This window comes from Eubacterium sp. AF34-35BH, assembly GCF_003477765.1.
Classification (GTDB): Bacteria; Bacillota; Clostridia; order Lachnospirales; family Lachnospiraceae; genus Eubacterium_G.
Window position 1 is genome coordinate 112,900 of the sequence record NZ_QUDZ01000002.1, and the last position, 13,223, is coordinate 126,122.

Here is a 13,223-nt window from a genome sequence, read left to right on the forward strand (position 1 = left end):
TCACTGATAGTATGACCTGTAAAATGAAAGTTATTCAAAAAATGAAGATTTTTTCAATTATCTACTATAGAACAGTCATAAAACTTTCGTAAAATTTCTTTCCAGTTTGCCCCTTCCTTCGCTAAATGATTCCCGAAGGATAAACTCATTCCAAAGCCATGACCTATGCCTTTTGTAGTAACTCTAATTCCCTTTTCGCACTCATCAATTTGCAAACTGGTTGATTGAAGCCCCAATGCCTTAGCAAATAAATCCCCACTTATTTTCGTATCACCAATTTTTGCCCATAATAAATAACCCTGTTCATCAACATTTTTACAGTTAATAATATTAAGAAGATCCTTTGAATCCATTTTGGAATAGTCAAACTTCTCTTTTTTATCCTTATATACCACTATCCCATTTTTGTTAAGAGTATCTATAAACTCTTTTACTGTAAAATATTTTATGCCTATATAATCGTTTTTCTGCAAATCACTTTTACACGCTACCTCCTTTAGATAACCATAGTCCTGCCCCAATATTTTTTCGCCACTTCTGGTATTGCCATTACTAGTCAAATGAAACAAAGGCAGAACAATTTTTCCGTTACTTTTTAAAACTTTCCCTCTCGTACTCTTCATTATGCTATCCCAGTAATGGAGATTTTCTTCCAGGCACCTGCTTTTACCAAGCCCTGTTAAATTATAAAAAAATCCTCTAGGAGTATTTGCTTTTTCGCCACAAAACTTTCTGTACCAAATTTCTTCCAACTTACAGTATGGAATATACGACAAACCCAGTTGCGTAGCCTCAATGCTTTGAGAATTTTTTATACAATAATATATATACGTTCTAATCACAACACTCTGTGCTTTTATTAACTCACTGGAAAACTCGCTTTTCTCCATCTGTGCCATTAAAACACATGGTATAAAGTCCTCTACATCCATTTTTATTGTATATCCGTCATTTTCAATTATAACAGTTCGTCCACTTTTGAATCTCTCGGTTGTTTCTTTATTCGCCATTTTCACTATTACTGTTATTATAACTGGAAATACAATCAAAAAAATCAAAATCCATTTATATTTTTTGACCATAATTTTTTAAAGTATTTTTTTATATTATATGATTTTTTAAAATATAAATTACAAAAAATTGCTACCCCATCACAACAATGAAATAGCAATTTTATCTTTAACTGCAAATTTGAATATTACCGACGCCCTTGCCTTTAACATCCCACATTACAGTGTAGCTTCGATATTTAATTTTGTCCGACCTTTATGTTGATTTAAGTATAACACAAAGACAGGTTTATTTTGTTTTGAAGGTTGTTAAGAAAATTAGTAATTAGCTTTCTTTTTTATTAATAATTCCCTATCTATTTCTTTCGATATATTTTATAGCCTTTATCAAATAACTCATCTATATTTTCCTGTCTCACAGATACTTTTCCTGTACCTCTGGTTGCATCAATAATAATAACCTTCTTTTTATCTTCACCTGCAAACTCTTTGAAAAACATAACATGATTTTTATTCAGTTCTCTTATATAATTATCCTGATTGCTTTTCATCTTTATACTACCTTCTATAAAATTTTATGTTAATTATATCTTTTTATCAATTTTATGTAAACAATTATAAAATTCTTCCATGTCCTACTCTACTTACCCTGTAATTACTGCATTATATTCCATCTAATGGTTCTCCCTAAATTTTGCAAATACCTCTGCAGCACTTCTTACATTACCTGCTTCTGCATCTGTGTAGCCTCTTTGTAACTTTTCGTGAATTTCTTCATCTGTCATTATTGCAGTATTTACTGATATCGGAATTTTAGGTAATATTACTATTTTCTCCATCTTCAAACACCTCCTGTATATACATAAAGTAACGCTTTTGGTGTTATTTTACAATATTTAACAATTATATTCCTATATAAATCATTAGGAGGAAAAAACAGTGAAAACTAATAAATCACATGATATTAACGAATGTTTCTATTTATATTATAAACATAATCAAGGCAGAACTATTAAAGTTTTAGCAGAAGAGGTATCCTTAAGCGAATCAACCGTTTACAGAAGAATAAAACATACGAAACAAATTATTGTAAATAATTATTCTGGAATGACTTTAAAAATTCCTTTAAGTCATTTAAACATTGCAAAACCTAATAATTTTATGCTTGCTACTAATTCTTTATATCTAACATCGCATAAAATATGTAATTTAACAATATATGATCCTTCCTATGGAGAAATAAAAATGTATGAAAAAATCTATTACGATAACTCAGTAATGAAATATAAGTTTTCTCAATACTCTTTATTTTATAAAATATTGGCAGATCTATTTGCAAGAATAGATTCTAACGATAATTCAAACTTTTAAGAAATTGATTCGTCGATTGAATTGATAAGTTGAGAGGTAACTGCCAAAGAGCCTAAAATAATGGCACTAAAGAAAAAAAGTCAAACAAAGTGGTACCATTTTAGTACCACTAAAAGAAAAGGAACTTAGGGAAATCCCCTAAGTTCCTTTATTTATAGGCTATTCGCCATTATATCGTATTATTCGATAATTGTAGCTACCTTACCTGAACCTACTGTTCTACCACCTTCACGAAATTATCTCATCATTGTTTAGTGTTTTTTATTTAGTTTTCATTGCATTTCCTGCTTATTTTGGTTGTCTGTGCTGTCATTATTTCTATTTGCAAAGAAAAATGACGACTGTTTGACGACTAAGTTAAATAATATCCTTCACTAAATCTTTTCTAAATCTATATCCACATATTTTTCTAACCTTTTCTTTAATCTCTTACACCCTTTATCACCTTCTATCTGTTTTAAAAAAGATACTTTTCCGATAATCGCCATTCTTCTATAAAACACATTTTTCTTTAATTCTTCTAGTTCTTCATCAGATTCACTGGATAATTCACTATTTAAAACATTTACTTTGTCCATATATTTTAAATATTCTTTTGCAATACTATATATATACTTCTTTCCAACTGACAAATAATTGCCATTAATCCCCTGTACAATATTTACACCAACGTATCTAATAAAATTACATTTACTATTGAAAGTTACAAAAACACTTTTCTTAACATTCAATATTAGATTAACTTTCACTAATTCATCTGTTACCATTTTGTTTATCTCATGATATAATTTTTCATCTATAATTTCTTTGCTAGATATCATAATATCATCAGCATATCTACTATATGTAATCCCTTTTTCCTCTAGTTGCCTTGAAATTGTATCGTCAAATTTTTTTAAATACATATCAGATAAAACAGGAGATAAAGTGAGTCCCAAAGGCAATGTATTTTCATAAAAGCAACTGTTAAATATCCTTTTCAACGCACCAATAAAACGTTTATCTATTCCAAATATATCTACTAAACATTTGTACAAATTTTCTTCCTTTATACTTTCAAAGAATTTTTTTATGTCATACTTAATAAAACTTTTTCCTTCGATATGTTTATTAACGCACTCTTTTATACTTTTCCCTTTTTGATATGCATATGAATTATCATTAAATCTATAATAACTATAGATTTTTTTTAATATATATTCATGTATTTTCTTAGCATTATCTCCATCATTATTATTTATATATTTTATAATTTCTCTTTTCTTCTTATTTTTTTCAATTACAATTTTTTCATAATATTTATCTTTGTCATTATTTATATCCTGTAACAAATCCAACTGACTATCGGATAATTGTAACAATGTATATGGATGATTTCCCACTTCTATTTTCCTTATAATTTTGCCTATTGGTTTTTCCATTAAATAAACAGAATGAAACTGTGAATATAAATAATATATATGCGCAAACTTTACAATATGCTGGATTATTTTTTCTATTTTATGTTTTGAAACAGTATTTATATTAATTTCATCAATTGTATTTAAATCTTTATTTGTCTTTTCTGAAAGAGAGTTAATAATTATACTCTTAACTTGTTCAATAATCTTATTAATATCAAATACAGAAAAATTTTTTTCTTTTATATCATTCTTATATTCAATAGAAATTACCGATATAGTTATATAGAATAATATTTTTATTGATATATTAACATCAATTTTATTATTCCTTATTTGGTAACATATTTGATAAGGATTATCTGGCATCATATTAGAATCTAAATATTCTATAAAATGTTCATCACTTTCATTGAATATTTCATCATTTCTAATATCATCCTCGATATTTTTAGGTAATTGATTATTTACAAACTTATAATATTCTAAAATATAATCTGTGGCAATTGCATTTCTTTCAACTGCAGGTCTGTATTCTAAACACTCTATTTTGTCTGAATGTTTCATTAATACAACATCTCGAACAAAATATCCAACATTACTTTTGTTGTATATATCGCTTTTTTTGGGAATATATACCTTTATTTTATTAAAAAAAGCGCTATTTGCAAAAATTCCCAATTCTGCTGCTGATGACATTGTATCTAAAAAAATATATGTTTGAGCAGAAACTGCTGCACAGATTTCCTCCATCAATTGAATATCAATGGTATTATCTTTTATATTTTTTTCTGTCAAAAAATCATCAATAACTAATGGCAAAAATTTGTTCTTATGTATTTCATATATTTTTTCTTGTAAAATCAATCTTCTATCGCTTTTATTATTTTTATTATAATACGGTCCACACAAAAATAATATTGGTCTTGTAATTTTTATATTTTCTAATAATGTATACTCCATAATTTCTCCTAAAAAAAAGAATCCTACTGTGGTTAAAGAGTAAATAAATCATTATGCACGCTCAGCGAGCCACGCTGCGAGCGGTTAAAGCGGGTGTAATGATTTATTTACTCTTTAACCACTCTCGAAAAAAAACTATTTATTTACCTTCTTCGTCATAGACGAATGCTAGGATTCTTTGTTAATTATATTATTATAATCATCTTCTGTCAAATAATACTTACTTTTATTTATTTCTTTGTCTCTCTTTACATCTAAAATATATTTTTCATTGTCCTCATCATACTTCCATCCTTTTTGTAATAATATTTCCATATCTTCATTATTTGAAAGCAATACAATAAGTAATCTCATTAGTCCATTAACATATGTCTTATCGTTTTCTCTCCATAGAAATAATGTATTACTTTTTTCCTGTATTAAATTTATTAACGTAAAAAATTCTTGATATGTAATTTCAACAGAACTGTCTTTTGGATTAATTTTTCCATCTTTTTCTTTGTCTATCTCCACAGTTTTTTTTATGTAATATTCAACCCCTCTATACATAAATTTTTCTTGGTTTACTATTTGTTTTTCTTTGGTTTTACTGTTCTCTTTCTCTTCAATTTTTATGTTAGCTTGTTCTTTTAATATATCAATAACAAATTTACTTCCTTCACGAATTGCTATATTATATAGTTCCTCATATATTTCGTAAATCGAAAAAAATGTATTAGAACCATCTTTAATAATATAAAAATATATTTCTCTATTATTTGCTTCTACTCCAAAATCGAAAGTACACTTTGGTTGTAAAGTCCTTATTCTGTCTATTAAGCGATATTCTTTCTCGTCTGCAATAAAATAATTTAAGTTTTTATACTTATTAATCTCTCTCTTTCTATCCGTCCTAATAATTGGTATGAATCTATTCAAATTTATACTCCCATCTATTCTTAATATTTTTCTGCATATATTTACTTAAAATCAAGTTTTATATTCATTTTGCCACTCTATTTGTTCTAGTGGAAAAATATTTCTATTTACCGATTTTATTTTTAATTAGCATTATCCAATGTATGCTTAAAAAATCATAAAATTCTACTACTCTCGCTACATCTTTTGTAACATTTTGTCAATACCATTTTATTATACCTGTTTTTTATATTGCATTACTACTCTCTAAGCCATATATAACTATTTCATAACCTTGTCTTTACCAATATAAAACCTTTCATTTAATTTTAATTTTCTAACTAACTTATTATTTTCTTCTATTAAAGCATTATGTATTATTTTATCTTTATTGTAGTCATTAATCTTCATGTCAAACCAAAAATCTGAAGTAATAGCAATTCCTGTAATATCATATTTTATCTGATTTGCCAACAATGGATATATTGCTAACATCCTATATTTATTCACTTGTAAGACTTCTAAATAATTCTCTTTTTGCAAAAGTGCAGTTATTCTTATTGCGTCTTGTGAACCATATGCATATATTGTAGTTAAAAGTTTATTAAAATCTTCCACTGTAACATTTTCAACCTTATTTTTATTATCGTTTCCCTTATTCATAAGGTCTAATATTGTATATGGAATCTCCGTCATTCTATCTATATGCAACCCTGTCTTTCTACTCATTAATTCATTTTTTAAATTTAATCTAATTCCCAAATACGTTATAACAAATCCTAAAATAGTTATTATACTCTGTATTACAAACATAACAATCTGTTCCATTTCATTTTCTCTCCATTTTTTGTGTACTTTCCTCTTTCAAGAATTTCTTCTCATCTATCATTTTATACTTTGATAATATTTTATATAATTTTTCAAATTCTTCATTTGCTAATGTCTCCTCCATACATTCCTCATTATTCTTCTTATATGCCAAATATATTTCCTTCTCATTAATATATAATTTTCTATCATAAATATTTTCTGCTTTTTCCATGCATAAATCAATCTTGCTTAATTCGTCAATATCCTCCAATATTGCATTATTTTTTTTATATTTTCTATCTTTATTTTTTTTACTTACTAATTCTTTTAATGCAACATATTGAGTATATATGTATTTTTCATTATCATTAGATATTATAAGTCTATTTTCTAACTTTGATATTTTTTCTTCCAATTTAGAAATCTCATATTCATATACTTGATTTAGACAAATTCCTCCTTGTCCTCGATACACATATTTGGCAAAAACTATAACAAAAAAAGACCCTATAATAAATATCATTGCCACTAACTTTACAAGCCGCCCACTATCATCTGTTAACTTCCCTCCTAATAAAGCGACAATTATTGAAATAGCAAATGAATTAAACAAGTTTATAACATCCTCATACAAATTTTTTTGCTTATGTAAAAAATCATTTCTTAATAATAATTTTTCAATCTGATTATCTTTTTCTAATTTGTCGATTGGACCTCCTTCTCTGTAGTACAAATTTATAATTCTTATTAAGTTTATATAATAAAGATTACTTTCCTTATAACAATACGTGTACTTATCTATTTCAGCAAATAATTCATCATCACAATATTTTATATTATGATACCCTTTTTTTACAATTTTTACCCCAGCAAAAACAAATAGGATAATCTCTTCTATTATAACTAATAAGCACAAAGTAATGGCTAATAATGCAACTATTTTTATATTTTCCAATTGTATATTAATTATTTGTTCTTTATTTAAGTAAATTATTATTGCACAAACTACTGCAATAAAAAACTCTACAATCGCTGATATACGCAATCCTCTTTGTATTTTTTCCATATTTTTCCTCCTCATTATTATGCCATCATTCGTTTATCTTCTCCAACATTATGAACAACTACATATGCTTTTTCTTCCTTCTCCAACTGCTCTTTAGCAAATTCTGCTATTGGTTCTGCAACAGCCAATGCCAATCTTACCGGTACAGCATTTCCAATTTGCTTATAAACTAAATCTAGTTTCGAATTTGCGTTTCTATTACTTGTACCTCTGCTAAACTCATACCAGTCTGGAAATGTTTGAATTCTTGCAATTTCCTTAACTGACAATCTTCTATTATTCTCTTCTCCATCACTAAATATATATTTGTCCTTACCTACCTTTGCCATAGGTTCTCCACCCGGATGTATAGGTGCCTGTCGTCCTGATGCTTGAATTGTAAAACTTGGCTGACTCCACATTTTTTTTCTATTACGTGACATAAAAATAGTTGAATAAGATCCAACAAAATAATCACCTGGATTTTCTTCCAAATCTCCTATAGCATCACGTAATGTTACAACCTCTTCTAATCCATCAACATTATATCCGTGTGTAGCTTCAGGATGAACATATTCAAAATCTATATCATTCCTTACTCCAACCAAGATTACTCGTTCTCTAATCTGTGGCACTCCATACTCTGCTGAATTGAGAAGTTTATGATAAATTTTATACCCAGCTGCTGCAAAATCCTGAACAATCTGTTTAAATACTTCTCCTTTTCCAAGAGTCATCATTCCCTTAACATTTTCAGCAACAAATATTTTAGGTTTACTCTGCATCAAACAACGAATAAAATGCAAATATAAGAAATTTCTTTTATCATCTACTAATCTAGGACCAGCTTCTGAAAATCCCGGACACGGAAATCCACCTAACACAATATCTGCTTTTGGAAATTCTTTAATTTTTCTTATATCACTTTTGTCCATATAAATATATTTGCCAGCATTTTGAGCATAGGTTTGTCTCGCTTCGTCAAAGATATCATTTACATATATTGTATTAAAGACATTGTTATTAATATTTTCATCAAAAACTCTTTTATCTCTAAACGCGTCCTCCATTACAGGCTTACCCATCACTGCTTGTAATCCTGCTAGTTCAAATCCTAAATCTAATCCTCCACATCCTGAAAATAATGATACTAAATTCCACTTTTTAGAATCATAGCTAAGTTTGTCAAATTCAATTTCTTCACTGCAATTTTCAAATGCTTCTCTCTCTTCTTCTATTTTCTTATTAAGTAATTCTCTAACTTCATTTACATTATACTCTGGTGCAGGCTTAAATTTACCTCTACCACGCTCTTCTAAAATAACAGCCATGTCTTCTCCTCAACTTATTCTATCTGTTCCTGCATTGTCTTCATCAATATCATCTGTATTTTCTATATTCAACGTTTTCATATAGTGTATTAATCTATTCGCGACCTCATTTCCTTTAACAGTTAAAGGATGGTCAAAACTTAACTCAGGAATTAATTTATTATGTTTAGCACTCCAATTTACTTGTACAGAAAGTGGTCTATTACCATCCCATTTTTTGGCAAATGATCTATAATTAAGTGCTTTGCAAGCAAAATAAATATCAGGATGCATTTTTACATAATCCTTTATAGGAATCATCTTATCAATTATATCCTGTGCCGAATTAATGTTCTCATCCATTAATAAATAATTTGCAACACCACTATTCTTGATTACTTTTCCATTAACCATAGCATTTCTTTTATCTTCTGCTAAATTACTTCCTGCATAAACATCAATTACTTGATCCTCCGTTAACTTCATTTTTCCAGACAAATCACCACTGATTTTATTTAATAATTCAAATTTCCATCCTAGTGTTATTGCACCTTTTTCGGTTCTTTTAAATTTGTTTTTGTATATTAACATTCTCTCTTCAAATCTATTCATAATAGATGTGGTTGAATCTTCAATAATCTTTGCCCAATTTTTTCCAAATAATTGCTCTGCTCTTTCAGCGCTCATTTTATTTTCTATAAAATCTGCATTTTCCTTTTTATATGATATTTTTATTTCTTTTTCATCTAATGATGATTTTGCCAAAACATAAATATCTGTCTTCGGCTCTCCTTTATGACACGTTGGTTTTCCTGATAATTCAACTACATATTTTCTATCTTCAAACTCAAATTCGGTTCCTTCTACCATAAAAGATAAAATTTTTCTTTCTGCATCGCCAAAATCTCCCATAATGTACCTCCTAGTATTCTTGTCTACATATATCTTCTTTACTAATTTTATCAAATGAATTAACTTTTAATTTACCTATTTCTGAAGCATTTGTCTCTATAAATTCAAACAATTTTGGATAATTTTCTAAATAATAATACATTTGTGGACATACAAATTTTGAATCAAACTTTCGTAAAGTTTCTAAATTAATTTCTTTGGTCATTTGAAAAGACAATATTGGCATCGCATATGTGTGTTTTTCTAAATATTCGTCTATTCTTTCAGAAACTTCACCATCATCTTTATACTTTTCTTTCCATGTATTAATATCAATTTTTCGTCCTAAACGGATCTTTCCAACGATTTGCTTCATTGGACTACTCACATACATATAAGCCATTATTTCCTCATCTGGAAATGTTCTCCTATATTCAAATATTTTGCTTCCATCCTTAATTAAGTTGTACCATTTAGGTTTAAAGCTTAATAACATTGTTCGCATAACAAAAAATTATTCTCCTTGTAAAATACATACTTTAATTATATTATATAGTATTTTCGAACGCAAGTTCTATTTTTCCACAAAGCACTCACCTCATATATCCAGTATCAATTCGAAACTTATTCTTATATAATTTGCTTCTTTTCAACTCATACTCCAATTTCACTATCTCTTTCGATATATTTTATATCCTTTGCCCAATAACTCTTCAACGTTTTCTTGTCGCACAGAAACTTTACCTGTACTTCTAGTAGCATCAATAATAACAGCTACTTTTTGATCTTCACTTGCAAACTCTTTAAAGAACATAACATGACTTCCAATTTTGGCAAATACATCTCCTTGTTGTATCTCTTCTATTCTTTCTACAATATTAGCATAATCAGGTATTACTCTTGTTGAAATTTTTTGTGGTAAATTCCAACATATAGTCAGCAGACCTGAACAATCAACTCCAACACAATCGTAACTTATTCTTCTAGATTTGTCCTCTGGTACATTGCCTGCATATTTTCCTGAATCAAGTCCATTTTCAAACTCCTCTAACGTAGAATCTAATCCCCATCCATATGGAATTCCTATATTCTTTTGATTAACTTTCCACCAACCACAATTAAGTTTTTCTCCCTTCCATGTGACATCAGGCGAATCAACCTCTATACCATTACTATCTATTCCATGTTTTACATTTTTCTCCGTAGCATACCATTCATAATTTGCATATTCCAATGCTTTATTTATAACTTTTTTTCCCCATTCGCTTGTTTTATTCATATTTATTACCTCAATAATTTTATTCTGTATAATCTAAATATATCTACATTTTATCATAACACCCTCTCCAAATAAACATAATTCTTTTGCAAACCAACTACCTTTAGTAGTCCCATTTGTACTAGAACTATCGTATTTCTAACGAGTAAATCTTTTATTCTCTCTTTCCTCCTTCCCCATCTCTACAATCCTTTCATAATCTTCATTCCTAACAAATCTTCTAAAATATTCCAGTATAAACTCTGACTCTTCCAACTCATAGATTCTTTCAGTTTTTTCATCAATCTCCTGATCCATGCACTTTACTCTTCATCTAAGAGTTTCGTTTACTTCTGCCAGCCTTTCTCTGTCTTCATTTGCCTGCTCCAATTTCTTCCTCAATTCTATTGATTCTGCAAAGCAGCTTTTTGCCATTTTAACTATTCTTTTAAATATCTTATTTAAGCCTGCAAGAAACGGCATAACAATCTTTTCTCTATAAGATTTTGCACTCATCAGTCCTTTAGGCTCTTCCGGACCTTTTGCCACCTTATTTTCAAATTCCTTAATGTCTTTTATTCCCCATTGTGCCACGGCATCAGCTTCTTTTATTTCTTTATATGTTTCCTCCAGCTTCTTATCTGCGATTTGTTTTTCAGCAGTCTTTTTAAGGATTTCATTATTCAGATTTTCAACCTCTTTTACTGCTTTTTCATATTTTTCATTTTGCTTTTTTACCTTATATTTCTTAACTGCCAAATCATTATTGCGACCTTTTTCCTTTCTTTTCAGAAATTCTCCAATCCATATGAATGACCTGCCCTCTGCATATTCTCTTATTCTGCCCTGCAGTACTTTTTCAAGAAATTCCTTTGTGCATACTTTTCGCTTTGATACCTGCTTTGACATTCCCTTTTTAAATCCGTCAGCTACGGGAACTGCCACCACGTGCATGTGTGGACTTGCCTCATCATAATGTACCACAGCATTTGCTACAACAAGGTTTGGTGCTTCCTTCTGTAACAGATTAAGCATTTCCTTAAAGGCTGCATCCATCCTTCTTCGCTTTTCAGGATTCTTATCCCAGAACTCCTTTTCTCCTATCTGAAAAATAAGTTCCACTGCCATGTCTTTGTTTGACTTTGCAGTCTTTTCAAAATAATCATCAATCTTTCTGTCGTCCCTTGTCTGCTTTTTGTTGTATTCCCTGACTGCTTCGTCAAACTGTTCCTTATATACTTTTTTTACATCCTGCACTAATTTATCCGTACCCCATAAAATTACAATGTTCTCCTTATCGTATTCCAAGGAGCGGTACTTTCGTAAATTGTGCTTTGCAACACCTGAGAGTTTTGCCTTACTGTTAATGGCACTGTTCTTCTGACTCAGGTGTGCTGAATATGATAATCCTGCCATAATCCCACTCCTTTTTTCTTTTATTGTTTTGATACGTGCGGTGACACCTGCACGTTGTTAGTCTTTAGTAGTCTGCCCGAGGCTGTTGAAAACGGGTGGATCTTATCAATTTGGCTCTGCCATAATTGATAACCCCCTAGCAGTTCTGTCATAGACACAACTGCGGGGGCTCTGCCGAGGGCTTTAACTGCTACCTTTACGGCATCAATTTTGCTCACCGTTTTATAAAATATTTATGTGTGAGCAGACGTAACATCCAATCCGTTTTCTCTTTCCGTCGTTTTTATAACCGGCTTGATGTTACCATTACCTGCGGGTGTCACCCACAGGTCTTAATCATCAAAGGCAACTACCAACGGAAATCCTCCGGTATTCCTTTACGATTAAGATAAGCTACCCTGTTACTCTCTCTTTCTTCATCCGTACCAGCCGTTAAGCTCTTCGTATATAAATCTCTAGTAATAAGCCTGTCCATCTTTTCAACCAGTCCTTCACTGATTTCCTCACGCAAATCTTCTCTGTCATAAATAAAATACTGATACAGCATTCTGAACAAATCTTCATCTATCATCATTTTCTTATTTTTCTTTTCCATTTTTTCTCCAATCTAACCCAAATTGTAAACACCTAATAAAACAATTTATTTTTTTAGTTTTCTCATCACTGTTTACAGTTTGCCGTTTACATTAAATCCATATTTCCCGTAAATAAAAGGATTGCTCACTGTTTTCATATAAACAGTCCGATTTTTCAGTCAGTGTTACTGTTTACAAATTAACTGCCATTTCCAAAATCTCAGACTGTTTACATTCACTGTTTACAAATATTAAACATCTTACTGTCACTTGCACT

The 13,223-nt window shown here is 29.5% G+C and carries 15 protein-coding genes; 1 reads left to right on the forward strand and 14 read right to left on the reverse strand.

All coding sequences use genetic code 11. From position 1 onward, the window contains the following. Positions 1–53: 53 nt before the first annotated feature. The 3 genes from DWZ69_RS02555 to DWZ69_RS12035 form a co-directional block, all read right to left on the reverse strand. A complete protein-coding gene (locus DWZ69_RS02555; RefSeq protein ID WP_118436076.1) occupies positions 54–1,082 on the reverse strand; it encodes a SpoIID/LytB domain-containing protein in 1,029 nt (342 codons plus the stop codon). A 284-nt stretch (positions 1,083–1,366) separates the two neighbouring features. Then, complete coding sequence (locus DWZ69_RS02560; RefSeq protein WP_117998453.1) at positions 1,367–1,561, reverse strand: hypothetical protein; 195 nt, start codon at positions 1,559–1,561, stop codon at positions 1,367–1,369. 123 nt (positions 1,562–1,684) lie between these two features. Further along, positions 1,685–1,849, reverse strand: a complete 165-nt coding sequence (locus DWZ69_RS12035) for a hypothetical protein (protein WP_158561026.1) — start codon at positions 1,847–1,849, stop codon at positions 1,685–1,687. A gap of 100 nt (positions 1,850–1,949) precedes the next feature. Between DWZ69_RS12035 and DWZ69_RS02565 the strand changes: the two genes are divergently transcribed. After that, on the forward strand, positions 1,950–2,381 hold the full coding sequence (locus DWZ69_RS02565) for an AsnC family protein (RefSeq protein WP_117998457.1): 432 nt from the start codon (positions 1,950–1,952) through the stop codon (positions 2,379–2,381). Between the two features lie 374 nt (positions 2,382–2,755). Here the strand turns inward: DWZ69_RS02565 and DWZ69_RS02570 are convergent, their stop codons facing one another. The 11 genes from DWZ69_RS02570 to DWZ69_RS02615 all read right to left on the reverse strand — a co-directional run bounded on the left by DWZ69_RS02570 (position 2,756) and on the right by DWZ69_RS02615 (position 12,966). Continuing rightward, positions 2,756–4,744 carry a reverse transcriptase domain-containing protein gene (locus DWZ69_RS02570; RefSeq protein ID WP_118024986.1) on the reverse strand — a complete coding sequence of 663 codons (1,989 nt, stop codon included), beginning with the start codon at positions 4,742–4,744 and terminating at the stop codon, positions 2,756–2,758. 168 nt (positions 4,745–4,912) lie between these two features. Next, positions 4,913–5,662 carry a hypothetical protein gene (locus DWZ69_RS02575; protein ID WP_118024987.1) on the reverse strand — a complete coding sequence of 250 codons (750 nt, stop codon included), beginning with the start codon at positions 5,660–5,662 and terminating at the stop codon, positions 4,913–4,915. Positions 5,663–5,923: 261 nt separating this feature from the next. Beyond that, a complete protein-coding gene (locus DWZ69_RS02580; RefSeq protein ID WP_118024988.1) occupies positions 5,924–6,469 on the reverse strand; it encodes a hypothetical protein in 546 nt (181 codons plus the stop codon). 1 nt (position 6,470) lies between these two features. Continuing rightward, positions 6,471–7,517 (reverse strand): hypothetical protein, encoded by a 1,047-nt coding sequence (locus tag DWZ69_RS02585; protein ID WP_118024989.1) that lies wholly within the window; start codon positions 7,515–7,517, stop codon positions 6,471–6,473. A gap of 17 nt (positions 7,518–7,534) precedes the next feature. Beyond that, the gene (locus DWZ69_RS02590; protein WP_118024990.1) at positions 7,535–8,827 is read right to left on the reverse strand and encodes a DNA cytosine methyltransferase; all 1,293 of its coding nucleotides are present in this window, start codon (positions 8,825–8,827) and stop codon (positions 7,535–7,537) included. Between the two features lie 9 nt (positions 8,828–8,836). Further along, on the reverse strand, positions 8,837–9,718 hold the full coding sequence (locus tag DWZ69_RS02595) for a hypothetical protein (protein ID WP_118024991.1): 882 nt from the start codon (positions 9,716–9,718) through the stop codon (positions 8,837–8,839). 10 nt (positions 9,719–9,728) lie between these two features. Then, complete coding sequence (locus DWZ69_RS02600; protein ID WP_118024992.1) at positions 9,729–10,202, reverse strand: ASCH domain-containing protein; 474 nt, start codon at positions 10,200–10,202, stop codon at positions 9,729–9,731. 165 nt (positions 10,203–10,367) lie between these two features. Then, the gene (locus DWZ69_RS02605; RefSeq protein WP_118024993.1) at positions 10,368–10,976 is read right to left on the reverse strand and encodes a hypothetical protein; all 609 of its coding nucleotides are present in this window, start codon (positions 10,974–10,976) and stop codon (positions 10,368–10,370) included. 138 nt (positions 10,977–11,114) lie between these two features. Next, the gene (locus DWZ69_RS12040) at positions 11,115–11,273 is read right to left on the reverse strand and encodes a hypothetical protein (protein WP_158573352.1); all 159 of its coding nucleotides are present in this window, start codon (positions 11,271–11,273) and stop codon (positions 11,115–11,117) included. Positions 11,274–11,285: 12 nt separating this feature from the next. Next, on the reverse strand, positions 11,286–12,371 hold the full coding sequence (locus DWZ69_RS02610) for a plasmid recombination protein (RefSeq protein ID WP_118436078.1): 1,086 nt from the start codon (positions 12,369–12,371) through the stop codon (positions 11,286–11,288). A 349-nt stretch (positions 12,372–12,720) separates the two neighbouring features. Next, complete coding sequence (locus tag DWZ69_RS02615) at positions 12,721–12,966, reverse strand: complexin-2 (RefSeq protein WP_118024995.1); 246 nt, start codon at positions 12,964–12,966, stop codon at positions 12,721–12,723. Between the last annotated feature and the right edge of the window lie 257 nt (positions 12,967–13,223).

Coding starts and splice junctions, on each gene's coding strand:
- DWZ69_RS02555 (WP_118436076.1), bottom strand. CDS start 1,082: ATGGTCAAAAAATATAAATGGATTTTGATTTTTTTGATTGTATTTCCA.
- DWZ69_RS02580 (WP_118024988.1), bottom strand. CDS start 6,469: ATGGAACAGATTGTTATGTTTGTAATACAGAGTATAATAACTATTTTA.
- DWZ69_RS02610 (WP_118436078.1), bottom strand. CDS start 12,371: ATGGCAGGATTATCATATTCAGCACACCTGAGTCAGAAGAACAGTGCC.
- DWZ69_RS12040 (WP_158573352.1), bottom strand. CDS start 11,273: ATGGATCAGGAGATTGATGAAAAAACTGAAAGAATCTATGAGTTGGAA.
- DWZ69_RS02570 (WP_118024986.1), bottom strand. CDS start 4,744: ATGGAGTATACATTATTAGAAAATATAAAAATTACAAGACCAATATTA.
- DWZ69_RS02600 (WP_118024992.1), bottom strand. CDS start 10,202: ATGCGAACAATGTTATTAAGCTTTAAACCTAAATGGTACAACTTAATT.
- DWZ69_RS02605 (WP_118024993.1), bottom strand. CDS start 10,976: ATGAATAAAACAAGCGAATGGGGAAAAAAAGTTATAAATAAAGCATTG.
- DWZ69_RS02590 (WP_118024990.1), bottom strand. CDS start 8,827: ATGGCTGTTATTTTAGAAGAGCGTGGTAGAGGTAAATTTAAGCCTGCA.
- DWZ69_RS02595 (WP_118024991.1), bottom strand. CDS start 9,718: ATGGGAGATTTTGGCGATGCAGAAAGAAAAATTTTATCTTTTATGGTA.
- DWZ69_RS02615 (WP_118024995.1), bottom strand. CDS start 12,966: ATGGAAAAGAAAAATAAGAAAATGATGATAGATGAAGATTTGTTCAGA.
- DWZ69_RS02560 (WP_117998453.1), bottom strand. CDS start 1,561: ATGAAAAGCAATCAGGATAATTATATAAGAGAACTGAATAAAAATCAT.
- DWZ69_RS12035 (WP_158561026.1), bottom strand. CDS start 1,849: ATGGAGAAAATAGTAATATTACCTAAAATTCCGATATCAGTAAATACT.
- DWZ69_RS02585 (WP_118024989.1), bottom strand. CDS start 7,517: ATGGAAAAAATACAAAGAGGATTGCGTATATCAGCGATTGTAGAGTTT.